23 protein-coding genes are annotated in these 21,807 nt (G+C 69.4%); 11 read left to right on the plus strand and 12 right to left on the minus strand.

The features are described 5' to 3' along the window. Positions 1-143: 143 nt before the first annotated feature. Genes HF999_RS15350 through HF999_RS15360 form a run of 3 tightly spaced genes read right to left on the minus strand, consistent with a single transcriptional unit; the run spans position 144 to position 3,016 of the window. Positions 144-2,243: a hypothetical protein gene (locus HF999_RS15350; RefSeq protein WP_168546731.1), complete on the minus strand. Its 2,100-nt coding sequence runs from the start codon at positions 2,241-2,243 to the stop codon at positions 144-146. Beyond that, entirely contained in the window at positions 2,203-2,784 is a 582-nt protein-coding gene (locus HF999_RS15355) for a hypothetical protein (RefSeq protein WP_168546732.1), read from the minus strand. Before HF999_RS15355 ends, HF999_RS15350 begins: the two co-directional genes overlap by 41 nt. A 4-nt stretch (positions 2,785-2,788) precedes the next feature. Further along, on the minus strand, positions 2,789-3,016 hold the full coding sequence (locus HF999_RS15360; RefSeq protein WP_168546733.1) for a helix-turn-helix transcriptional regulator: 228 nt from the start codon (positions 3,014-3,016) through the stop codon (positions 2,789-2,791). Between the two features lie 137 nt (positions 3,017-3,153). Here HF999_RS15360 and HF999_RS15365 point away from each other — a divergent pair, with 137 nt between their 5' ends. The 3 genes from HF999_RS15365 to HF999_RS15375 all read left to right on the plus strand — a co-directional run bounded on the left by HF999_RS15365 (position 3,154) and on the right by HF999_RS15375 (position 6,552). Continuing rightward, positions 3,154-3,624: a helix-turn-helix domain-containing protein gene (locus HF999_RS15365; RefSeq protein ID WP_168546734.1), complete on the plus strand. Its 471-nt coding sequence runs from the start codon at positions 3,154-3,156 to the stop codon at positions 3,622-3,624. Positions 3,625-3,708: 84 nt separating this feature from the next. Continuing rightward, a complete protein-coding gene (locus tag HF999_RS22640; protein ID WP_312854157.1) occupies positions 3,709-4,881 on the plus strand; it encodes a tyrosine-type recombinase/integrase in 1,173 nt (390 codons plus the stop codon). A 3-nt stretch (positions 4,882-4,884) separates the two neighbouring features. Beyond that, complete coding sequence (locus HF999_RS15375) at positions 4,885-6,552, plus strand: DNA repair helicase XPB (protein WP_168546736.1); 1,668 nt, start codon at positions 4,885-4,887, stop codon at positions 6,550-6,552. A 10-nt stretch (positions 6,553-6,562) separates the two neighbouring features. On the opposite strand, the gene HF999_RS15380 is transcribed toward HF999_RS15375, so the two are convergent. The 5 genes from HF999_RS15380 to HF999_RS15400 form a co-directional block, all read right to left on the minus strand. Then, positions 6,563-7,795: an HNH endonuclease gene (locus HF999_RS15380; protein WP_168546737.1), complete on the minus strand. Its 1,233-nt coding sequence runs from the start codon at positions 7,793-7,795 to the stop codon at positions 6,563-6,565. Positions 7,796-7,842: 47 nt separating this feature from the next. Further along, a complete protein-coding gene (locus tag HF999_RS15385; RefSeq protein ID WP_168546738.1) occupies positions 7,843-9,219 on the minus strand; it encodes an MFS transporter in 1,377 nt (458 codons plus the stop codon). Next, positions 9,216-9,785, minus strand: coding sequence for a TetR/AcrR family transcriptional regulator (locus tag HF999_RS15390; RefSeq protein WP_168546739.1), 570 nt, complete (start codon positions 9,783-9,785; stop codon positions 9,216-9,218). Before HF999_RS15390 ends, HF999_RS15385 begins: the two co-directional genes overlap by 4 nt. A 31-nt stretch (positions 9,786-9,816) precedes the next feature. After that, positions 9,817-10,074, minus strand: a complete 258-nt coding sequence (locus tag HF999_RS15395) for a hypothetical protein (RefSeq protein ID WP_168546740.1) — start codon at positions 10,072-10,074, stop codon at positions 9,817-9,819. Between the two features lie 134 nt (positions 10,075-10,208). Further along, positions 10,209-11,111: a LysR family transcriptional regulator gene (locus tag HF999_RS15400; RefSeq protein ID WP_168546741.1), complete on the minus strand. Its 903-nt coding sequence runs from the start codon at positions 11,109-11,111 to the stop codon at positions 10,209-10,211. 104 nt (positions 11,112-11,215) lie between these two features. Between HF999_RS15400 and HF999_RS15405 the strand changes: the two genes are divergently transcribed. The 5 genes from HF999_RS15405 to HF999_RS15425 are packed head-to-tail and all read left to right on the plus strand — an operon-like array spanning position 11,216 to position 15,493. After that, positions 11,216-11,995, plus strand: coding sequence for a 5-oxoprolinase subunit PxpA (locus HF999_RS15405; protein WP_168546742.1), 780 nt, complete (start codon positions 11,216-11,218; stop codon positions 11,993-11,995). A 57-nt stretch (positions 11,996-12,052) separates the two neighbouring features. Beyond that, entirely contained in the window at positions 12,053-12,301 is a 249-nt protein-coding gene (locus tag HF999_RS15410) for an acetyl-CoA carboxylase (RefSeq protein ID WP_168546743.1), read from the plus strand. Then, positions 12,301-13,653, plus strand: coding sequence for an acetyl-CoA carboxylase biotin carboxylase subunit (locus HF999_RS15415; protein WP_168546744.1), 1,353 nt, complete (start codon positions 12,301-12,303; stop codon positions 13,651-13,653). The genes HF999_RS15410 and HF999_RS15415 overlap by 1 nt, the downstream gene beginning before the upstream one ends. Next, positions 13,650-14,519: a 5-oxoprolinase subunit B family protein gene (locus HF999_RS15420; protein ID WP_168546745.1), complete on the plus strand. Its 870-nt coding sequence runs from the start codon at positions 13,650-13,652 to the stop codon at positions 14,517-14,519. Before HF999_RS15415 ends, HF999_RS15420 begins: the two co-directional genes overlap by 4 nt. Beyond that, positions 14,516-15,493: a 5-oxoprolinase subunit C family protein gene (locus tag HF999_RS15425; protein ID WP_312854158.1), complete on the plus strand. Its 978-nt coding sequence runs from the start codon at positions 14,516-14,518 to the stop codon at positions 15,491-15,493. Before HF999_RS15420 ends, HF999_RS15425 begins: the two co-directional genes overlap by 4 nt. Positions 15,494-15,517: 24 nt before the next feature. On the opposite strand, the gene HF999_RS15430 is transcribed toward HF999_RS15425, so the two are convergent. Then, entirely contained in the window at positions 15,518-16,828 is a 1,311-nt protein-coding gene (locus tag HF999_RS15430) for a phytoene desaturase family protein (RefSeq protein ID WP_168546746.1), read from the minus strand. Between the two features lie 38 nt (positions 16,829-16,866). Between HF999_RS15430 and HF999_RS15435 the strand changes: the two genes are divergently transcribed. Beyond that, entirely contained in the window at positions 16,867-18,069 is a 1,203-nt protein-coding gene (locus tag HF999_RS15435) for a pyridoxal phosphate-dependent aminotransferase (RefSeq protein ID WP_168546747.1), read from the plus strand. Here the strand turns inward: HF999_RS15435 and HF999_RS15440 are convergent. Then, positions 18,012-18,998, minus strand: coding sequence for an LLM class F420-dependent oxidoreductase (locus HF999_RS15440; RefSeq protein WP_168546748.1), 987 nt, complete (start codon positions 18,996-18,998; stop codon positions 18,012-18,014). The two genes, HF999_RS15435 and HF999_RS15440, sit on opposite strands and share 58 nt — an antisense overlap. A gap of 60 nt (positions 18,999-19,058) precedes the next feature. Between HF999_RS15440 and HF999_RS15445 the strand changes: the two genes are divergently transcribed. Next, entirely contained in the window at positions 19,059-19,652 is a 594-nt protein-coding gene (locus tag HF999_RS15445) for an alpha-ketoglutarate-dependent dioxygenase AlkB (RefSeq protein WP_168546749.1), read from the plus strand. A gap of 36 nt (positions 19,653-19,688) precedes the next feature. Further along, on the plus strand, positions 19,689-20,414 hold the full coding sequence (locus tag HF999_RS15450; RefSeq protein ID WP_168546750.1) for a GntR family transcriptional regulator: 726 nt from the start codon (positions 19,689-19,691) through the stop codon (positions 20,412-20,414). 15 nt (positions 20,415-20,429) lie between these two features. Here HF999_RS15450 and HF999_RS15455 read toward each other — a convergent pair whose 3' ends face one another. Together HF999_RS15455 and HF999_RS15460 are read right to left on the minus strand one after the other, a co-directional pair. Continuing rightward, positions 20,430-20,864, minus strand: a complete 435-nt coding sequence (locus tag HF999_RS15455) for a nitroreductase/quinone reductase family protein (protein WP_168546751.1) — start codon at positions 20,862-20,864, stop codon at positions 20,430-20,432. A gap of 39 nt (positions 20,865-20,903) precedes the next feature. Continuing rightward, a complete protein-coding gene (locus tag HF999_RS15460) occupies positions 20,904-21,800 on the minus strand; it encodes an LLM class flavin-dependent oxidoreductase (protein ID WP_168546752.1) in 897 nt (298 codons plus the stop codon). Between the last annotated feature and the right edge of the window lie 7 nt (positions 21,801-21,807).

Genomic DNA, 21,807 nt, shown 5'->3' on the forward strand with positions numbered 1-21,807 from the left:
GAGCGCTGAGTCAGTCGGAACGGCACTCAGGCGGAGGGTACGGAGGGCACGGAGGGTCCGCCCTGACCAGGCGTTTTCCGTGGAGGACGCGGTGGAGGGTACGGAGGGTCCGATACCCCGCCGCGAGGACGTGGAGTTGATCATCATGCCGCCCCCGCCCCGATAGCCACCGTCGGCAGGAAGGTGGGCACCGCGTTCCCCTTGATGTCGAACCGAGAGTCGGGAATCAGCGTGAGCTTGCCCTCCTCGACCAGCGAATCGACGCAGGCTCGCACGTCCTCAGCGGTCGTCTTCGGGGTCGTGCCCTTGGGGTTCATGAAGCTGTTCAGACTCGTGCACATCTCGGTGATCGTCCAGCCCAACGGGTGCTTCACAGGCTTCGCCTTCACCCATTGCAGTGCACGGTCGAGCGTCTTCTTGCGGAGGAGGGCGAGACGCTCAGCCTTGAGCTCCTTGAGCTTCTCCGCCTCAGCGTCGCGACGCTCAGCGGAGGTTTCACCCTCCGCCCGCGCCTCGTTGCGCTTCGCCTTGGAAGCACCGTTGTAGGCGATGGTGCGCCCCGCATTCGAGGTCTGCATCACCAGTCCCGCGAGGTTCCACCACCGCACAGTCACGAGGTATCCGCCGTGCATCACTGTGAGTGCCACCGCCACCTTGAGCCGCGTCAGTGCGGCGTGGGTGTCACGGGCGTCGAACTCGGCGTCCCAGCCACGCACACGCCGCATCTGCTTGATCAGGTCGCGGACCGCCTTATGCACCTTGATCAGGTGGAAGTCCTGCTCACCCGCGACGTAGCCCGCTGCGTTGTACCGTGTCGTGCCGAACAAGGGGTGCAAGTACACCGTGAACGGCTCGGAGACCCTCTCGAACTCGGGATCGTCGTACGCGCTGAGGTCGTCGTCATCGGGGTTCTCGTGGCCGTAGAGGTCGGCTTTGACCGCTGCCAGCTCCTCCTCAGTGGGCTCGTCCGAGATGAACTCGGCGGGCATGTAGAGGGTGCGCTGAACCTTGCCCGTGGCCGCGTTGATGTCTCCGGTTACAGACTGCCCCGCTTCGGGCTGGCAGTTGATCGCGAACCCTGAACGAGTCTCGTGGTCCTGCGTCCAACACGGGGAGTTCTTGACACGACTTCCGTGCCCCTCCGCCGAGTAGCTCTTGAGCAACTCAGCATCCATCGTGTCGCCCTTACGCGTCACGATGTCGGCGAACTGAGTGATCTCGTTGTACCGCAGGATCGCTGACGCGTTGCGGATCAGCATCCGCTTCTCGCCCAGCTCTGTGGTCTCAGGTGAGGCGAACGCCTCCGGGACCGCCGCCCCTGATCCAGGCGTGTCGATCACGGGCGCACCAATAGGCTCCTCGGTCCCGCCCAGTCGGACCCGAATCTCAAACACGGTGCCCTTGCCTCCACCTGGATGAGCGACGAACACGACCACCGTGTTCAGGCTCCCGAGCTTTCCACCGACGATCTGCGGGATAACCACATGCGGCCCTACATGTCCGAGGATCGCTTCCATTGCCGCCGCGAACGCCGACCAGGGGTTGATGCTGTTCGCCCGCGCCCAGTTGCGGATCGCCCGAAGGAAGGGCGTCGCAGAGAAGAAGTCCCACTCGCGCTGAGGGTCGAGCGCGTCGGACCAGTCCGCGCGGTGAGGAGGAAGCGATGGGGTGGGGCCGACTTCTGGAATGGTCGGGACCACGGGCGGGAACACTTGCTGCATGAGCTGCTCGCGAGCCTTACCCGTGAGCGCCTGCATCGCCGCGACGTGCTTCTCACCCACCTCCGTGGTCTGACACGGACGCAGGGGGCGCGTGAGGCTGCCCCAAGCCGAGTACGTCGGCGGAGCTGAAACCTGCGAGAACGGGTCGGGCTTGCCGTCCTTGTCGAGCAGCTTCTTGGACGGGTCGCCCCAGTCGCCCACGGGCGAAACACCACCCGCGACCAGCTTCCCTGGCAGCGAGGTGTCGATGCTGATCTTGCCCGTGGTCGGGTCCACGGCGGGCGCGGACGCAGCCGCTGCGGTGGTGGTGTCCTCGGGCTGGGTGCCGTTGGTCGCCTTCGGCGCGGACTTCTTGCGCGGCGCAGCCTTCTTCAGCGATCCGCTTGCGGACGCAGAGGGCGCGCTGTTAACCTGGGTTGACAAGTCGATATTCCTTTCGGGATTGCCGTCAGCCACCTCCGCCCGAGGTGGCTGACGTGTTTTATGGGTGAATCCGTTGCGGCACTGCGTGCCCGAGCGCACGAAGCACATCCACGGCGAGCACGGACCCGTCGCGACGACCGTGGTTCCCGAGCAGTCCCAGCTCGGCGAGCCGCAGCAGGGATGCCTCATCGACGCCGAGCAACCGCGCCACGTCCATCGAGCTGACGAACAGCGCGTAGCCGTCGTTCTCGTAGTGGGGTCCGCCGCTCGCGATGTACCCGGTAACCCCCAGCACCTCTAGTGCCTGCTGGATCGGCACCGACTTGATCCCCGCGACCGCCGCGAAGATGCCCAGGTACAAAGTCGTCACGGCGGCGAAAGCGTCGGGGAGACCGCCCTGCACCCAGCGCGGGTCCGCGCCGCCGAGAGCCCCGTCGTAGGCAATCGAGTGCGGACCATCTTCGAGCACACCGTCCGTGCAGCCCTCACGCATCGCTTCGCAGATGTCATGGGCGAGGTCCGACGCATAGCCAGCGGGCACCGTGATCGTGCATCCGAGGGTGTCGGTCATCGTGATCGTGCCCGACTCTGGGTTTGGGGTCACGGTCACGCCGCAGGCGGTGAATGTGCTGGTGGTCATGGGCTTAGGCGACCTCCGTGGCGATGGGCTTCGCCTCGATCACCGCGCGGGTAGCAGCGGCACGCTCGGCGATCCACGCCTCGACGGCGCTCAGCTCGTAGCGCACACTGCCTTGCCGCCCCGGAGACAGCTTGAGGTACGCGGGTCCGATTCCGTCCTTGCGCCAGTCGGCGACAGTGGCGGGCGACTTGCTCACCAGCTTCGCCACTTCTCGGGTAGTCAGGAGCGTCATGCTCCCCTCCTGTCTGCAATGGGGGCGAAGCCCCGCCTGTTTTAGCATCGCCCAGTCTATATTGAGGGTTGAGGTATCACAACCCCATTTCAGGGGGTTGTCGTCTGATATGGGGGATAGTCGGGTACGCTGACCACGTGCTCACGGATGACAGCCTCGGCGCGGCGATCCGCCGACGACGCGAACAGCTCCCGCTCAGTCAGGAGCTATTCGCGAAGCGTGTCCGTGAACAGAACGAAATACCTATGGCAGCAAGCGTTCTCGCGCGCATTGAAGCGGGTACGCGTCCTGCTCGCGTGCCCGAGCTGGTCGCCATAGCGGCGTCCCTGGGCACCACCCCGACGGTGCTCATCGCGGAGTCCGACGACGCCGACGATCCCGCCGCGCCCGCTCGTGCGGCTGCCCAGCAGGCGGAACAAGCGCTGCGCGCGTCCCTGGTCGCGTGGGCGCAGGCGGTCGGCGAGTGGATGACGCTTGCCCCCGACGCTGCCGACGACGCGGCACCTCGGAACCCCGAGGTGGTCGAGATTGCCGACAGCACGGCTGCGGCGCAGGTGCGCGACCTCGTGGAGCAGGTGCCGAACCTGCTCACGATCACCAGCAGGTAACCCGTGGGCTACAGGGGTGTCCGTGGCGGGGTCGAGGACCGATGGGTCAAGCGGGTTCGCCAGAGCGATGGCTCATGGTCCGAGGTGCCGTCCGCCAAGCACGGCGTGGAGTCCCGCTGGCGGGCTCGGTACGTAACGGACGACTCCACCGAGGTCGAGAAGGTCTTCAAGGTCAAGCGCGAGGCTGAGACGTGGCTCCGCGCGCGGCTCGCCGAGGTGGACAGCGGCAAGCATGTCCCCCGCTCCAAGGGGAAGGTCACCATCGGCGACATCCACCGCGAGTGGAGCACCGGACAAGGGCACATCGCCAAGAGCACCGCGATCCAGCGTGCCAGCACGTGGAAGGTCCACGTCGCGCCGAAGTGGGAGAAGAAGCCCGTCGGCGAGGTCAAGCCCAGCACCGTGCGGACGTGGATCGCAGAGATGGTCTCCGAAGGCACAGGAGTGCCGTCCATCGAAAACGCCCACGGTCTGTTGAAAATGATTCTCGATGCAGCGGTGGAGGATAAGCGGATCGCCCAGAACCCCGCAGCAGGAGTACGGCTCCCGAAACGGGATCATCCCGACCGTGGCTACCTCACTCACCTGCAACTTCGCGAGCTTGCCGCACAGTGCGAGGATGATGAACTGGTGGTGCTAACGCTGGGGTACACGGGGCTGCGCTGGTCGGAGATGGCGGCGTTGCGCGTCCAAGACATCGACTTCACACGACGACGGATCAATGTCTCGCGCGCTGTAGTGGAGGCGAGCAAGCTCGTATGGAAGACGCCTAAGTCAACCGAGCGGCGTTCGGTCCCGTTCCCCTCTGCTCTCGCCGCCTCTCTCGCCGAGCAGGTGAAGGGCAAGGCGCGAGGCGACCTGGTGTTCACGAACACACAGGGGAATGTGCTCCGCGTCGGGACGTGGCGGAATAGAGTGTTCCGTCCCGCTGTGGCGCGTTGTCAGAGTTCCGACTCGATGTTCCCTACAGTCACCCCTCACGACCTACGCCACACTGCGGCGTCCCTCGCGGTGTCCGAAGGCGCGAACGTCCTTGCTCTCAGGAGGATGCTCGGACACTCGAAACCGAGCATGACCTTGGACGTGTACAGCGACTTGTTCGACTCCGACCTCGATGAGGTCGCCGCGAACCTGGACGCCGCCATCGAAGCCCTCGCCAAGAACTCCTGCGGGATTGCTGCGGGATCGAAGCCTGATCACGAACCGTTCACATGGGACGCTGGACCTGCTACCAGCACAAATAAGGACAGGAACTGACTCATGACCGACGGACCGCTCATCGTCCAGTCCGACAAGACCCTGCTCCTCGAGGTCGACCACGAGCTCGCGAACGCCGCCCGCGCGGCGATCGCCCCCTTCGCCGAGCTGGAGCGTGCGCCCGAGCACGTGCACACGTACCGGGTGACGCCGTTGGCGCTGTGGAACGCGCGCGCCGCGGGCCACGACGCGGAGCAGGTCGTCGACGCGCTCGTCAGCTTCTCGCGGTACCCGGTGCCGCAACCGCTGCTGGTGGACGTGGTCGACACCATGAGCCGCTACGGCCGCCTCCAGCTGGTCAAGCATCCGGCGCACGGGCTCACGCTGGTCTCGCTGGATCGGGCAGTCCTCGAGGAGATCCTCCGACACAAGAAGATCGCCCCGATGGTGGGCGCCCGCATCGACGACGACACCGTGGTGGTGCATCCCTCGGAGCGCGGTCACCTCAAGCAGCTGCTGCTCAAGGTCGGGTGGCCCGCGGAGGACCTCGCCGGCTACGTCGACGGCGAATCGCATCCGATCACGCTGGACACGGACTCGAACCCGTGGGAGCTGCGGGACTACCAGAAGACCGCGGCCGATTCGTTCTGGCTGGGCGGTTCCGGTGTCGTGGTGCTCCCCTGCGGCGCGGGCAAGACGATGGTCGGCGCGGCGGCGATGGCCCGGGCGCAGGCCACGACGCTGATCCTGGTGACGAACACCGTCGCGGGGCGCCAGTGGAAGCGTGAGCTCCTGGCCCGGACCTCGCTCACGGAGGAGGAGATCGGCGAGTACTCGGGCGAGAAGAAGGAGATCCGCCCGGTCACCATCGCCACGTACCAGGTGCTCACGCGGAAGTCGAAGGGCGAGTACCGCAACCTCGACCTGTTCGACTCCCGCGACTGGGGCCTGATGATCTACGACGAGGTGCATCTGCTCCCCGCACCCGTGTTCCGGATGACGGCGGACCTGCAGTCCCGCAGGCGGTTGGGGCTCACCGCCACGCTCGTGCGCGAGGACGGCCGCGAGGGCGACGTCTTCTCGTTGATCGGCCCGAAGCGCTACGACGCCCCGTGGAAGGACATCGAGGCGCAGGGCTGGATCGCTCCCGCCGACTGCGTCGAGGTGCGGGTGACGCTCACCGAGAACCAGCGGATGCAGTACGCGACCGCGGAGGCCGACGAGCGCTACCAGATGTGCTCCACCGCCCACACGAAGATCGCCGTGGTGAAGTCGATCCTGGAGCGGCACAAGGGCGCTCCGACGCTCGTGATCGGCGCCTACCTCGATCAGCTGGAGGAACTGGGGCGCGAGCTCGATGCGCCCGTGATCACCGGGTCGGTGAAGAACAAGGAACGCGAGGCCCTGTTCGACAGGTTCCGATCGGGCGAGATCTCGACACTCGTGGTGAGCAAGGTCGCGAACTTCTCGATCGACCTCCCGGAAGCCTCGGTGGCCGTGCAGGTCTCGGGCACCTTCGGGTCGCGGCAGGAGGAGGCCCAGCGTCTCGGTCGGCTCCTGCGCCCGAAGCACGACGGCGGCACCGCGCACTTCTACTCCGTCGTCTCCCGCGACACCCTCGACGCCGACTACGCCGCACACCGCCAGCGCTTCCTCGCGGAGCAGGGCTACGCCTACCGCATCGTCGATGCCGACGACATCCTCGGCCCCGCCATCGGCGAGGCGAACTGAATCTCTCCCCTCAGGCCGCCTGTTCCGGGGCCGTGGATCGGTGGACATGCCCTGTCGGGGTTCGGGTTTCGACGGTGTGCCTCCCGGACGGGTCGTCAACGGTTGCGCTGCGCCAGCCGGGGGCTTCCTTGGCGTAGTTGCATGCCGCGCACAGGCCCTGCCCGTTGCTGTAGCTCGTCGCTCCGCCGGCGGCGTGTGGGGTGATGTGGTCGGTGTGCGCGATCGGCGCGTCGCAGTAGGGGGTGCGGCAGTACCGATCCCGCACCCGGATGACCTCCGCCAGTCCGTCGGGGAAGAGGCGTTGCCGGGAGTCCATCGCCACCACCGCACCCGTCTCCGGCGTCACGAAGAGCCGCTTGACCCAGGCGACGCCGGCGGCGGTGGCTTTCCCGATGAGGTTGCGGGCGATCTCCGCCGGCAGGGGGCCGCCGCCGTCAAGATGCGCGGTACCGGGCCGGTCACCGAGGAGCACCGTCGCGGGAACGGTGAGGTGCACGGTGACGGGTTGCCCGTCGGCGGTGTCGCGGCCGGTCAGACGCGTGAACGCGGTGTCGGCCATCAGCTGCGGCCGGGTCCGCAGTTCCTGATCGCGCCCCACATGGGTGTCGGCGTGGGTGCGCAGCGCCGCGTAGGCGCCGACGGCCTGCGCCATCGGCAGCAGCACCGACAGCCGGGCCATGCCCTCCGGCAGCGGCCGGAGGGTCACCGACCGGTCCTTCTCCGCCGCCGCATTCCGATCCACCGTGGCGCGGGCGTCCAACCGGTAGGCGACCTGCTCGACCTTCCCCGCCAACTGCTTGAGCCCCAACCCCGCCAGGGTCGCGGGGTCGGCGCACAGCTCCGTGTCGGCCTGCTGACGGCGGGCGAGGTCCAAATGGGACAGGCCGGCCAGCAGGGTGGGGATCGCCTCCGGGGAGAGGTCACCGTCGTAGAGGCGGGCGCGGGTGTGCGGCATGTACTTCTCCAACTGCACCGCGCGGGCGAGGAACCGGGCGGCGGTGTTCGGGGAGATGTGCAGGGCGAGCGCGACCTCGGCGGCGACGCCCTGCTGCCACCGGTCCTGCGGCACCCCCGCCGCGGCGCGTTCGCAGACCCGTTGCCGGAGCAGGTCCGCCGCGAGTGCGTACTGCTCGACCGCCAATCGGCAGCGTCGGAGTTCACTCGAACGTAACCGGTCCACCACATCCACACCCACCGCCCCATCAGGAGGCGGGTCATCCTCTACCGCAAGCTTTTCGTCCATACCAGGACGCTACCCGGACCCACCGACAAGTTTTCGAGATGAGGCGACTAGGTAGAACGCATGCCCGGCACGCGGCTCCCTCGCCCCGCCACCAGCACCGCGACGGCCGCCATCGCTGGCACCGCCGACCAGAGCGCAACGGCGACGTACCCGCCCTGCGCGGGAAGGAGCGCACCGTCGGGCGTGGCACGGGCGAGGAGGAATCCCGCGAGCGCGCTACCGACCGCGAATCCGACGGCCCTGGCGATCTGATTGACCGCCATGGCACTGGCGGTCTCGGACTGCGGCGTCCCGTCGAGCACGAGACGCGGCATCACCGCGGACGCCCCGCCGACGCCGAGACCCAGCGCCGCGAACGCGAGCAGCACCGCCGGGAGGTGGTCCCGTCCGGCGACGAACACCCCGGCAGCGAGGACCACGAGAGACGAAGCCGCGGCGAAGGTCCCGCGCGGGCCGAGCCGGTCCGATGCCCGCGGCACGAGCCTGCCCGCGACGAAGCCGAGTACCGAGAACGGGATCAGCGCGGCGCCGGCCAGCACACCGGGGAGGGCGAAGCCGTACGCCGCACCCGATGGCACCTGGACGTACCGCGTGAGATCGCTGAACAGCAGGTACATCCCGATCCCGGCCACCAGCATCGCCAGGTTCGCGGCGGCCACGACCGGACGCGCGGCGAGCCTCAGGTCCACGAGGGGCGCGTCGGTCCGGAGCTCGACGGCGGCCCACGCCACGAGCACGGCGACGGTACCGGCGAGCACGCCCAGTGCCGCCCCCGGCCGACTCCAGAGCGCGGGCTCCGCGACGAGCAGCAGCACACCGAGGGTGCCCACACCGAGCAGGAGCGCGCCGGGCACGTCGATCCGCGGGCGCACCCCGGGTTCGTCGACGGGGACCACCCGCCACGCGACGGCGAGGGCGACCAGGGTGATCGCGAGCCCGGTTCCGTAGGCCGCGCGCAGGCCGAGCAACTGATCGACGAGGCTGATCAACGGGTACCCCACGCCGATGCCCACCGTCGACGCGACCGACAGCGACGCGATCGTCCTCGCCGCCCGCTCGGTCCCGAGGGCACTGCGGGCCACACTGATCAGCAGTGGCACCAGCGCCGTGCCCACGCCCTGCAGCGCGCGACCCAGCAGGAGCACGCCGAACGGTAGGGGCAGCACCGTCAGGACACCGCCGAGAGCCACCGGGCCGAGCGTGCCGAGGATCGTGCGTCGGCGGAGCGGTCCGGCGCCGAGCCGGCCGAGCACGGGCCCCGCGATCGCGCCCGCGAACAGCGTGATCGTCAGGGTCCACTGGGCGGCGCCCAGCGACACGTCCTCGGACCAAGCCACGGCGGTGATGAGCGGCGCCCCGACGCTCCCGATCACCGCCGCGCAGAGGGCGACGGTGACCAGCGCACCGGGGAGCCGCCCGGTCACGAGGCCGGCCGGTTGGTCTCGGCGCGCACGTGCTCGAACAGCCCGGGCCGGATCAGGGTCCGCACGCCGTCGGCCCAGGGCGCGTCGACCTCGCCGACGCCGAGCGCGGCGCCCGCGTTGAGCAGCATGCCGAAGGCCAGGAAGGTCTTGACGGTGACGGGATCGAGCCCCGTGCCGCCCGCAGTGGTGTCCCACAGGCTCGCGAAGCAGTCGCGGACCACGTCGCGGACCTCGGGATCCCCGCACGCGGCGAAGCCCTGGAGCTGCAGCCGGAGGGCCGTGTCGTCGGCGAGGTTGTCGTAGTACTCGGCGCCCATCCGCGAGAGCGCCTCGATCCCGACGGTGCCCTGGCCCGCCCTCGCCATCGCGTCGACCAGTCCGCCGAACGCCTCGGTGACCAATTGCAGGAACAGCGCCTTCTTCGTGCCGAACATCCGGAACACGTACGCCTGCGTGATCCCCGCCTCCGCAGCGACGGTGTCGATCGACGCTCCGTGCAGGCCGTGCGCGCCGAACTCACGCGCGGCGATCCCCAATACCTGCGCTCTGCGTTCGGATCCGCTCATTCGGGTGGCCACCCGAATAGATTAGTAGTTACTAATTACTAATCACAACCCCGCGCCCCTCGGCGACCACGTCCAACGGACGGCACGGGCACCACCCTCCGCGCGTCACCGGAGGCCTCGCCCGCCCGACGGCGATCGATCCGTGCAGGGTCCTGTCCGACCCCCAGTGCAGAATCTCGTGCGTCCACGGCTCGAGCAGGATCTGACGCCGCTCGTACAGCTCGACGTGGGTGCGGCGGAGCTCGCCGAAGCGTGCCCACAGGTCCGCGAGATGGTCGTGGAATCGCATTGGTCACCCGCCTTTTCGTCGGATCGTGCATCACTTGCCACGATCCTGCGGGACCCGCGGGGCCGGGTCCAGCGAGTATTTCTACCGCCATTCGGTGGCGATACTGAACGGTCGCCCCGGGGCGCCGCGGGCGTTCACCCCAGGGCGGGTGTGAGGAAGATCCGGTAGAAGTAGTCGTGCAGCGCGACCATGGCCGGCGTGAACTCCCGGCCGCGGTCCCAGGTGAGCCCGATCCGCATGTCCGGCACCGGATCCGCCAACAGCGTCGTGTCGATCCTGCGCCCCTCGAGCGACCACGGACGGTAGACCATGTCCGACAGGATCGTCACGGCGTTGCCGTTCGCGACCACGCTGCGGATCGCCTCGATCGACGAGGTCTTGATGAGGACGTTCATCGGTCGCTCCTGCCAGTAGGAACGGGTGGTGACGGCCGCCTCGTCGACGGTGAGCAGGGCGTACGGGTACTGCTCGACATCGGCGAGGCGCACGCCCTCCCGGCCCGCGAGCGGATGCGTCGGCGCCATCCACAGTCGCCGCCGTGAGTGCACGAAGGTCTCGTACTGGAGCTGCGAGTCGTCGGCCAGGTTCGAGGTGAGGAGCAGACCGAAGTCCAGGTCACCCGCCACGACTCTGTCCTCGATGGGCTGCCGGTCCATCTCGGACCACTCGACCTTGAGCCCGGGGTACAGCACCGCCAATTGCTGCACGTGATGCGGCAGGAAGTACCCCATCACGGTGTACGACACCCCGACGCGCAGGGTCCCCGACACCGTCAGGTCCGCCGGCGTCACGCCCTCCGCCTCCTCGAGGAGTTGCAGGATCTGCCGCGCCTTGGGCAGCAGCGCACGGCCCGTCGGCGTGAGCGCGACGCCGCGGGCGCTGCGGTGGAAGACCGGGGCCTTGAGCCGCTGCTCGATCTGCTGAACGGCAGCGGTGACCGACGACTGCGAGACGAAGAGCTCGCGCGCCGCCCCGCTGACCTGCCCCGACTCCGCGACGGCCACGAAATAGCGCAGTTGCCGCACCGAGAAGCTCATGGGGCCAGGCTATCGGTTCTGCCGATATTGAAGGATCAGATATTTGTTCTTCCCAATACCCGGGCGCTTTCGTAGGTTATGCCTCAGATCACAGAAGGAGACCCGTGACCACCACGATCGATATCAATTGCGACATGAGCGAGGGCTTCGGCGCATGGTCCTTCGGCGACGACGTCGACGCGCAGATGATGCCCCTGGTCAGCTCGATCAATGTCGCCGCCGGCTTCCACGCCGGTGATCCGAGGATCATCGCCCGCACCGTCGCTCTGGCACGCGAGCACGGCGTCGGCGTCGGCGTGCACCCCGGTTTCCGCGACCTCGCCGGATTCGGCCGCCGGCACATCGACGCGCGCCCCGAGGAACTGGTGGACGACTGCGTCTACCAGTTGGGCGCGGTGCGGGAGTTCGTGGCCCTGAACGGCCTGCGCCTGCAGCACTTCAAGCTGCACGGCGCCCTCTACATGCACGCCTCGCGCGACGCCGCCTTCGCCGAATCGCTGATCGGCACGCTGCACCGGATCGACCCGGAGCTCCCGGTCCTCGTCATGGCCGGCTCCGTCATCGAGGGCGTGGCCCGCGAGCGCGCACACCCGGTGATCCGGGAGTTCTACGCCGACCGGCACTACGGCCCCGACGGGCAGATCGTCTTCACCCGCGATGTCGGGGCACTCTCCCCGGACGAGGTGGCGGCCAAGGTGATCCGCGCCTGCCGCGACGGTGTCGTCACCGCCGTCGACGGCACCACCGTCCGGGTGCCCTTCGAATCCATCTGCATCCACAGCGATACCCGCGGCGCGATCGACCTGATGACCAGCACCCGGTCCGCGCTCGACGGTGCCGGGATCACCGTCCGCTCCTTCGCGCCGCCCGTCCCCCTGTCCTGACGCTCCGACCAGCACCGCGCACAGCACCCCGAACGACACCGAAAGAGAGGACCCGCCATGAGTATCCATGAGGTTCCCGCACCCCTTCCCGGCACCTTCTACCAGCAGGAGTCCCCCACCAGCCCGCCGTTCGTGACCGTGGGATCGGTGGTCGCCGTCGGCGACCAGATCGGCCTCATCGAGGTGATGAAGATGTTCAACCCGATCACCGCCGACGTGGCCGGCACGGTCGTGGAGATCCTCGTCGCATCGGAGGATCCGGTCGACGTGGGCCAGACGCTGCTGCGCATCGAAGTGGCCGACTGATGGCCCGGATCGAACGACTCCTCGTCGCCAACCGTGGCGAGATCGCAGTGCGGGTGATCCGCGCGGCGCAGGAGATGGGCATCGTCGCGATCGCCGCGTACAGCGACGCCGATGAGTCCTCCCTCGCGGTGCTTCTCGCCGACGAGGCGATCAACATCGGCGGCGCACACGCCAAGAAGAGCTACCTCAACCCGGAGGCACTGCTCGCCGCAGCGCGCACGGTGAACGCCGACGCGGTGCACCCGGGCTACGGATTCCTGTCCGAGAACGCCGATTTCGCCCGGGCCGTCACCGACGCCGGAATGGTCTGGATCGGGCCCGCCGCGGCGACCATCTCGCGGATGGGCCACAAGGCGGAGGCCATCGCCACCGCACGGTCCGCGGGCGTACCCGTGGTCCCGGGCAGCGACGGCCTGCTGACCGACGCCGACGATGCGGTGGCATGTGCCCGGCGGATCGGCTATCCGGTACTGCTCAAGGCCGCAGCCGGGGGCGGTGGGCGCGGGATCCGCATCGCCGGCAGCGACGACGAGGTCGCGCAGGCCTTCGCGGAGGCTCGGCAAGAGGCCGAGGCGGCCTTCGGCGACGCCGGCATCTACCTGGAGAAGTTCATCGCGCGCGCTCGGCACATCGAGGTGCAGGTCCTCGGCGACGGCACGGACGCGGTGCACTTCTTCGAGCGCGACTGCTCACTGCAGCGGCGCCGGCAGAAGGTCTGGGAGGAGGCGCCCGCCGCGATCCTCGACGAGGCCACCCGCACCGCGCTGTGCACCTCGGCGGTCGCTCTCACCCGCTCCGTCGGGTACGTGGGCGCCGGCACCATCGAGTACCTCTACGACCCGGACACCGGCGAGTACTACTTCATCGAGATGAACACCCGCATCCAGGTGGAGCACCCGATCACCGAGGAGATCTGCGGCGTGGACCTGATCCGCGCCATGATCACCGTGTGCCAGGGTGACCCGCTGCCGTACCGCCAGGACCGGATCCACCGGCGGGGGCACGCGATCGAGGTGCGGATCAACGCGGAGGATCCGGCCGCCGGTTTCCGCCCCTCCCCCGGCACGATCGACAACGTCGACTGGGCCCAGGGGCCCGGGGTGCGCGTGGATTCGCTGGTCTACTCCGGATACCGGATCCCGCCGTTCTACGACTCCATGATCGGCAAGCTGATCGTGTGGGCGGAGACCCGCGAACAGGCACTGGCCCGGCTCGCGCGTGCGCTGCGCGAGACCGAGCTGGTCGGCCCGGCGACGACGCTGCCCTTCTTCGAGGAGCTCCTCGCCGAGGACGATGTCCGCAACAACGAGCTGCACACCACGTGGATCGAACAACGAACGGAGACCCGGTGAGCACCCGCTACACCCCGGGCGGCGACGAGCACCTGTTCGTCGAGCTGTCCGAATCGATGTCCCTGGACGCCTTCTTCCGCGGCATCCTGATCACCCGCGAGCTCGCCGCACGCAACCTGCCGGGTGTCACGGAGATCTGCCCGGCCAACGCCTCCTACCAGGTGCGCTTCGACCCCGACGTGCTGAGCGTGCAGACACTGCGCGCCGAGCTCGAGGCGATCGAAGCCGGGCTCGGCACGACGGAGGCCGTGCTCGACACCCGGATCGTCGAGATCCCGGTGCTGTACAACGATCCGTGGACGCACGAGACACTCATGCGATTCCGCGACCGGCACCAGGCCCCCGAGGCCACGGACCTCGAGTACGCCGCCCGCATCAACGGCTACACCGATGCCGAGCGATTCATCGAAGCGCACTCGGCCACACCGTGGTTCGTGTCCATGGTCGGCTTCGTCGCCGGCCTGCCGTTCATGTACCAGATGGTCGAACGGGACCGCCAGATCCAGGTGCCCAAGTACCTGCGGCCCCGCACCGACACGCCGAAGGGCACACTCGGCTACGGCGGGGCGTTCAGCTGCATCTACTCCGTCCGCGGCGCCGGCGGGTACCAGATGTTCGGCATCACACCGGTTCCCATCTACGACCCGGAGCAGCGCGCCCCGCACCTGCGGGAGTTCATGATCTTCTTCCGCCCCGGAGACATCGTGAAGTTCCGTCCCATCGACCGCGCCGAGTACGACGCGATCGAGGCCGAGGCGCAGGCCGGGCGGTACGCCCCGCGCACGGCCCCGGTCCGGTTCGACCTCGCCGAGTTCACCGCCGACCCCACCGGCTACCCCGCGACACTCCTGGAGGCACTCCCGTGACGATCGAGGTCATCAAGCCCGGCCTGCTCAGCTCGGTGCAGGATCAGGGGCGAGCAGGCTACTACCACCTAGGCATCCCACCGTCCGGCGCGATGGATCAGCGGTCCTTCCGCGCCGCGAACCTCTTGGTCGGCAACGAGGAGACCGCCGCCGTCCTCGAGTGCGCGCTCCTCGGTCCCGAGCTCCGGTTCACCGCCGACACGTCCATCGCCGTGACGGGCGCGGCGATGGCGCCCAAGATCGACGGTGTCGAGCAACCGACCGATACGGTGCTCGCGGTCCGAGCGGGACAGGTCCTCTCGTTCGGCTTCGCCACCGCCGGCGCCCGCGCCTACCTCGCGGTGGCCGGCGGGTTGGACGTGCCCGAGCGCCTCGGCAGCCGCTCCACCTACGCGCTCGGCTCCCTCGGAGGGCTGAACGGCCGCAAGCTCGAGGCCGGCGATGTGCTGCCGACCGGCCCCCGGAGTGCGGCGAACGCCGCCCGCGCCGCGGGGCGCACATTGCCACCCGAGCTGCGCACCCCGCTCGCGAAGGAGCACGTCCTGCGCATGGTCCCGGGGCTCTACGACCACCGGGTCCAGCCCGCGTCGATGGCGACCTTCCTCGCCGAGACCTGGACCGTGGGCTCCGAGGCGGACCGGATCGGCTACCGCCTCAAGGGCGGCACTCCGCTCGCCTTCGTCGATCGTGAGCCGCCCTTCGGCGCCGGCGACGACCCGTCGAACATCGTGGACGCGTGCTACCCGATCGGCTCGATCCAGGTGCCGTCCGGGCAGGAGCCGATCATCCTGCACCGGGACGCCGTCTCTGGCGGCGGATACCTGATGATCGGAACCGTCATCAGCGCGGACATGGACCTCATCGGCCAGATGCCGCCGAACACGAGAGTGCGGTTCGAGGCGGTCAGCCTCGACCAGGCGCTCACCGCCAGGGCTCGGCGTGCTCGCGAGCTCGACGCGATCCGTGCCCTGTAGCGGTGGCGACCGCGCGGTAGCCGACTACAGCGCCCGCAGTGCCGCCTTCGCCGCGTGCCACCCGACCATGCCGTGCACGCCCGGCCCGGGGGCCGCGGCGGCCGAGCACAGGTACACCCGATCGGTGAGCCGGTAGGGATCGACCAGCTTCGGTCGGCGGACCAACTGCGCCGGAATCGCCGCGCCGGCGGCGATGTCGCCGCCGACGAGGTTGGCATTGCCCGCCTCCAGGCCGGCCGGCCCCACGGACCGGAGTTCGACGATGCGCTCCCGTACGCCCGGCGCGTGCCGCTCCACCTCGGCGACCACGGACTCGGTCAGATCGCCGGGGAATCCGTTGGGGCAGTGCACGTACATCGACACGGGCACGAGATCGCCGGCGGAGCGCGACGGGTCCGCCAGGTACTGCTGGGAGAGGATCATCACGGGGCGCTCGGGCATCCGACCCTTGTTGACCATGAGTTCCTTGGCGGCGATCTCCCGCGCCGTGCCGCCCAGATGGACGAAGGCGGACCGTCGGAGATCCTCCTGCGCCCAGGGGATCCCGCCGTCGATCACCAGGTCCACCTTGAACGCGGCAGCACCGAACCGCCACCGCCGGGTCCGGCGACGCAGCCACGCGGGAGCGTTGCGCCCCAACAACTCCCGCGCCGCGGGTACGCCCGTATCGAGGAGGACGAGGTCGGCATCGGGTAGTGCGGTCACCCGCTCGCCCGTGCGGATCGTCCCGCCGTGCTCCTGCACCAGCGCGGCCAGCCCGTCCGAGATCCGCTGCGAGCCGCCCAGCGGCACCGGCCAGGGCCGCACGCCCGCCAGGAGGTATCCGAGCGAACTCGTGAGCGGCAGGTGCTGGGGCACGATGCCGTGCGCGGCGACTCCGGCGAAGACGGCGCCGCCGACGCGGCCCAGCGCGGCGGCCGTGACGGCGGCCGGGAGCGCGAAGCGCGGGCCCCACCGGGTGGCGAGGACGGGGTGCCGCGGCACCTCGGTCATCGGCGCGAAGAAGGCAGCCATTACGTCGGGGCCGCAGTCCGGGACGTCCGCGAGTGTGCCCACGACAGCGCGTGCGTCCGCGGACAGCGGGTGCGCCACGTCGATCTCCGCCGTGCCCCAGGCGATGTCGAGACCCACGTCCCGGAGCGCGGGCGAGGCGTAGGCGAGCGGATGCCCCGTCGAGAACCGATCGACGACGGTGCCGGACATCTCGTCCGACCGGCAGGCTCCGCCGATCGTCGTCTCGGCCTCGAGCACCGTCACCTCGAGCCCTGCGCGGGCCAGGTACGCGGCAGCGGTGAGCCCGTTGGGGCCGGATCCGACGACGACGGCTGAGGTCATTGCTCCACACTAGCCAGCGCCGTCAGTAGGCTGCCGGTATGCGCACGGTGCGACGACTGCAACCCTTCACGTCGACGATCTTCGCGGAGATCTCGGCGCTCGCCGCCGATACCGGCGCCGTCAACCTGGGGCAGGGGTTCCCGGACACGGACGGCCCGGCCGGGATGCTCGCGGCCGCGAAGGCCGCGATCGACGGCGGGATGAACCAGTACCCGCCGGGCGACGGTCTGCCCGAGCTCCGTCGGGCCGTCTCCGCGCAGGTCGAGCGCGAGTACGGCCTGCACTACGACCCGGACGGCGAGGTGCTGATCACCGTCGGCGCCTCCGAGGGGATCGCCGCGGCGGTCCTCGGCCTCGTCGAGCCCGGCCAGGAGGTGATCCTGATCGAGCCCTACTACGACTCCTACGCCGCGACGGTGGCGATGGCCGGCGCGGTACGCGTCGTGGTGCCGCTGGTCGAGGACGGCGGCCGCTACCGCCTCGATCCGGCAATGCTCCGGGGCGCGGTCACGGACCGGACCGCGGCGATCATCGTGAACTCCCCGCACAACCCCACGGGCACCGTGCTCTCCGACGAGGACCTGCGGCTCGTGGCCGACCTGTGCATCGAGCGGGACCTGCTCTGCTTCACCGACGAGGTCTACGAGTACCTGCTCTTCGACGGCCGGGTGCACCGCCCACTCGCCGCCTTCGAGGGCATGCGGGAGCGAACGGTCCGGATCTCGGGCGCCGCCAAGACCTTCAACGTGACGGGCTGGAAAATCGGCTGGATCACGGCCCCGCGCGAGCTCGCCGACGCGTGCCGCTCCGCCAAGCAGTGGCTCACCTTCACGGGCGCCACGCCGCTGCAGCACGCGGTCGCGCACGCCCTCGACCACGAGTCCTCGTGGCTCGAGAAGCTCTCCCCCACACTGCAGGACAGTCGCGACCTGCTCACCGCCTCGCTCGTCGAGGCGGGATTCACGGTGCACCCGTCGGAGGGCACGTACTTCGTCGTGGCCGACGGGCGGGCGCTCGGGTTCGACGACGCCGCCGCCCTCGCCCGGGAACTGCCGGGACGCATCGGTGTGGCCGCGGTGCCCGTGAGCGCGCTCGCCGACGACCATGCGCGGTGGGGACACCTCCTGCGGTTCGCGTTCGCCAAGCGCGAGGAGGTACTCACCGAGGGGGCGCGCCGCCTCGGTCAGCTGAAGGCGGGGATCACCTCGCGCTCGAAGAGCTCGAGTCCCGAAGTGTCGTAGGCGATCTCGGGGAAGTAGCAGATGGCATAGGTCATCCCCTCGGCCTCGAGGCGCTGGAGGTTCGCGACGATCTCGGCGGGCGTGCCCACTCCGGGCATGCCGAGGAAGCTGCCCATGGTGGCGTCGACCGCCGCCTCGGGCGCGTGCTCGAGCAGCCGGTTGCGCGTCTCGTCGAGCCGGGTCTGCACGTCGCGGGCGGCCTCGCCGATCGCGATGTTGTAGTTGGCCGACCGGGTGATGGCGTCGAAGTCGCGGCCGAGGTCGGCGCAGTGCTGCCGCAGCACCTGCGACTTGTGCGCGAAACCGTCGAAGGTGCCGTCGAAGTTCGTGTACTGCGCGTATTGCGCGGCGATCCGCAGCGTCTTCTTCTCGCCGCCGCCGGCGACCCACAGCGGGATGCCCCCGTCCTGCAGGGGGCGGGGCTCGCAGATGGCACCGTCGACCTGGTAGTACTTCCCGTCCAGGGTGGCCGTTCCCTCGGTCCAGGCCTGCCGCATGATCCGCACGCCCTCGTCGAGCCGGCCCAGCCGCTCGCCGGCCGACGGGAAGCCGTACCCGTAGGCCCGCCACTCGTGCTCGTACCAGCCGCCGCCGATCCCCATCTGCGTGCGGCCGCCGGAGATCAGGTCGACGGTGGCCGCCACCTTCGCCAGGTAGGCGGGGTTGCGATAGCCCATGGCCGTGCACATCTGGCCCAGCTTGACGCGGTCGGTGGTGGCGGCGAGGGCCGCCATGAGGGACCACGCCTCGTGGGTGGCCTCCCGGCTGGGCACCGGTGTGGTGTGGAAATGGTCGTAGACCCACACCGAGTCCCAGGGCCCGCCGTCGGCGCGCTGGGCGAGGCCGTTCATGACGGACCAGTGGTCCGCCGGGTCGATGCCGACGAGGTCGAAGCGCCAGCCTTGCGGGAGGAAGAGTCCGAATCGCACCCCCCAACCCTACGGACGCCGGCCCGAACATGTCGGTGGGTCGTCGTATCGTCGTGGGCGATGCAGGACTCGCTGTTCGACGACGCCGTACCGCTGGCCCCGCACCGTCGGGACCTGGCCCACGGTGCGTGGCTCGACGTGCGCACGGCGTGGCAGCCGGAGGCCGACGAGTTGTTCGAGGCCCTGGGCCGCGATGTGCCGTGGGTCGAGGAGCGGCGCCGCATGTACGAGCGCACGCTGCCCGTCCCCAGACTGCTGCGCTACTACGACACGGGGGCCGCACTCCCGCACCCCGAGCTGGCCCGCACGCGGGAGCGGCTCACCGAGCTGTACTGGGACGATCTGCGCGAGCCCTTCACGTCCGTCGGTTTGTGCCTGTACCGCGACGGGGCGGATTCCGTGGCCTGGCACGGCGACACGATCGGCCGCGGTGCCACGCACGACACGATCGTCGCCATCGTCTCCCTGGGCGCCACGCGCCCCTTCCTGATGCGGCCGCGGGGCGGCGGTGCCAGCACGAAGCTGTCGATCGGCCACGGCGACCTCCTGGCGATGGGCGGCTCCGCGCAGCGCACCTGGGAGCACGCGGTGCCGAAGGTCCCGCACGCCGGGCCGCGCATCAGCGTGCAGTTCCGGGTCGCCGGGGTCCGCTGATCCACTGGTCATGACCTGGTGTGACAAGATGCTGGCATGATCTCGGACGGCCCGATTCCGAAGCACGAGCAGCTCCGCTCGCTCCTCGAGCAGCGCTGCGCAGACGGTCTCGCGCCCGGCTCGGCGCTCCCCAGCGAACGGCAGCTGTGCGAGGAGTACGGCGTCTCCCGCATCACGGTGCGCGAGGCGCTGCGGCAACTCGTCGCCGAGGGCACGCTCGTGCGGATCCGCGGCAAGGGCACCTTCGTCGCGGACCGTCCCGCCCGCTCCCAGCTGCACCTCGCGTCGTTCCACGACGACATGCGGCGCCTGGGCCGCTCACCGTCGACGGTGGTGCTGCAGACCGAGCTGCGGATCCCGCCCCCGTCGACGACGGCGGCGCTGCAGATCCGCGCCGCGGACCCGGCGTTCCGCATCAAGCGGCTGCGGCTGGCCGACGGGGTGCCGATCTCGATCGACGACGCCTGGTACCCCCAGTCCGTCGCGCCCGGGATGGACACGCACGATCTCACGCAGTCGATCTACGAGCTGCTGCGCACCGAGTACGGACACCACATCGACCGCGCCGAGCAGTCGATCGGGGCGATCTCCGCCGATGGCGAGCTGGCGCGCCTGCTCGGGGTGCCCGCGGGCGCCCCGATCCTGGCCTTCGATCGCGTCGCGTTCTCGGGCACCACGCGGGTCGAACACAGCTACTCCTGGTACCGCTCCGACCGTTACCAGGTGCAGATGACGGTCACCGAGTCCGGCGGGGCCCGCTGACCGCGTGGGGCCGCGTCAGGCGGTGATCTCGAAAACCGGGATCACGCGCTCGGTCAGTCGCTGGTACTGCGCGAAGCCGGGCGCCTTCGCGGAAACGACGGCGAAGATCTCGTCCCGCTTGGCGCGATCGAGCTCCACCGCGGTGGCCTGGTAGGTCCTGTGGTGCAGTTCCACCTTCACCGAGGGGTTCTTGCGGATGTTGTGCACCCACGCCGGGTCGGCGTCCCGGCCGGCGGCCGAGCCCACCACGTAGATGCCGCCGTCGATCTCGAAGGCCGCCATCGGGGAGGTCCGTTCCTCGCCCGACTTCGCACCGATCGAGGTCAGGAGAAGCAGCGGCATGCCGGCGAACGGTCCGCCGACCTTGCCCGCGTTCTCGCGGAACTCCTTGATGTTCTGCTGGTTGAATCGCAGTTCCTGCTCCTTGGGGAGCTTCCTCATGTCCGACATCGTCGTCGATCCTTTCGTTGTTCTACTCAGTGCGGGCGCTCAGGCCCGCGCCCGTCGAATCGCTTCTCGCGCCGCGGGAATGACCTCGGCACCGATCACGTCCAGGGTGTAGCGGTCGTCCCCGCCGATGATGAAACCGCTCATGCCGTAGTCGATCGCGAGCTCCACCAGATCGTCGACCCACGCCTCGGACGGCCCGGTCAACCGGCCCTCGCGCGGGGATCCCGGTCGACCGCTGTGGTTGAACAGCCGGCGGATGTCCGCGGGTTCGCGCCCAGCGGCCAGGGCGGCCTCGTCGATCACCGCGTTCATCCGGGCCACGTCCTCGAGTCCACCCTCCAGGCGGCTCAGCGAGGGCAGCCAGCCATCGGCCTTGCCACCGATCAGCCCCAGCATCCGCGGCTTGTAGCCGCCCACCCAGATCCCGACCTCGTGCGCGGGTGCGGGACCGCGCTTCGCGCCGTCGACCGTGTAGATCTCGCCCCGGTAGTGCACGCCCCCCGGCTTACTCGTGTCCCACATCTCGTGCATGATGTCGATCGCCTCGGACAGGCCCACCAGGGACTCGCCGGGTGTGCGCCGGGGACCGCCCATCGCGACGATCGGGTCCCAGAAGCCGCCCGCGCCGATGCCCACCTCGATCCTGCCGCCGGAGAGCTGATCAAGCGTGGCCACGGACTTGGCCAGCATCGCCGGCGGACGCAGCGGGAGATTGAAGACATTCGCGGTGATGGAGATCCGGCTGGTGCGCGCGGCGATGTAGCTCATCAGGGTCCACGTGTCGTGGAACCGCGGCTGATAGGGATGGTCCTGGATGCTGACCAGGTCGAAGCCTGCGTTCTCGGCCGCGATCGCGGATTCCACCGCGGCGAAGGTGGGCTCGTTGACGGGGGTCGCGAACGAACCGAAGATCGGCTCGTGTCCGTAGTCGGGCATGTTCGTC

This window comes from Tsukamurella spumae (genome assembly GCF_012396015.1).
In the GTDB taxonomy this organism is placed as follows: Bacteria; Actinomycetota; Actinomycetes; order Mycobacteriales; family Mycobacteriaceae; genus Tsukamurella; species Tsukamurella spumae.

Excerpts from the sequence above, each read along its gene's own strand:
- HF999_RS15355 (WP_168546732.1), bottom strand. The coding sequence starts at position 2,784 with ATGACCACCAGCACATTCACCGCCTGCGGCGTGACCGTGACCCCAAAC.
- HF999_RS15360 (WP_168546733.1), bottom strand. The coding sequence starts at position 3,016 with ATGACGCTCCTGACTACCCGAGAAGTGGCGAAGCTGGTGAGCAAGTCG.
- HF999_RS15375 (WP_168546736.1), top strand. The coding sequence starts at position 4,885 with ATGACCGACGGACCGCTCATCGTCCAGTCCGACAAGACCCTGCTCCTC.
- HF999_RS15380 (WP_168546737.1), bottom strand. The coding sequence starts at position 7,795 with ATGGACGAAAAGCTTGCGGTAGAGGATGACCCGCCTCCTGATGGGGCG.
- HF999_RS15390 (WP_168546739.1), bottom strand. The coding sequence starts at position 9,785 with ATGAGCGGATCCGAACGCAGAGCGCAGGTATTGGGGATCGCCGCGCGT.
- HF999_RS15395 (WP_168546740.1), bottom strand. The coding sequence starts at position 10,074 with ATGCGATTCCACGACCATCTCGCGGACCTGTGGGCACGCTTCGGCGAG.
- HF999_RS15400 (WP_168546741.1), bottom strand. The coding sequence starts at position 11,111 with ATGAGCTTCTCGGTGCGGCAACTGCGCTATTTCGTGGCCGTCGCGGAG.
- HF999_RS15410 (WP_168546743.1), top strand. The coding sequence starts at position 12,053 with ATGAGTATCCATGAGGTTCCCGCACCCCTTCCCGGCACCTTCTACCAG.
- HF999_RS15415 (WP_168546744.1), top strand. The coding sequence starts at position 12,301 with ATGGCCCGGATCGAACGACTCCTCGTCGCCAACCGTGGCGAGATCGCA.
- HF999_RS15430 (WP_168546746.1), bottom strand. The coding sequence starts at position 16,828 with ATGACCTCAGCCGTCGTCGTCGGATCCGGCCCCAACGGGCTCACCGCT.
- HF999_RS15435 (WP_168546747.1), top strand. The coding sequence starts at position 16,867 with ATGCGCACGGTGCGACGACTGCAACCCTTCACGTCGACGATCTTCGCG.
- HF999_RS15445 (WP_168546749.1), top strand. The coding sequence starts at position 19,059 with ATGCAGGACTCGCTGTTCGACGACGCCGTACCGCTGGCCCCGCACCGT.
- HF999_RS15450 (WP_168546750.1), top strand. The coding sequence starts at position 19,689 with ATGATCTCGGACGGCCCGATTCCGAAGCACGAGCAGCTCCGCTCGCTC.
- HF999_RS15455 (WP_168546751.1), bottom strand. The coding sequence starts at position 20,864 with ATGTCGGACATGAGGAAGCTCCCCAAGGAGCAGGAACTGCGATTCAAC.
- HF999_RS15460 (WP_168546752.1), bottom strand. The coding sequence starts at position 21,800 with ATGCCCGACTACGGACACGAGCCGATCTTCGGTTCGTTCGCGACCCCC.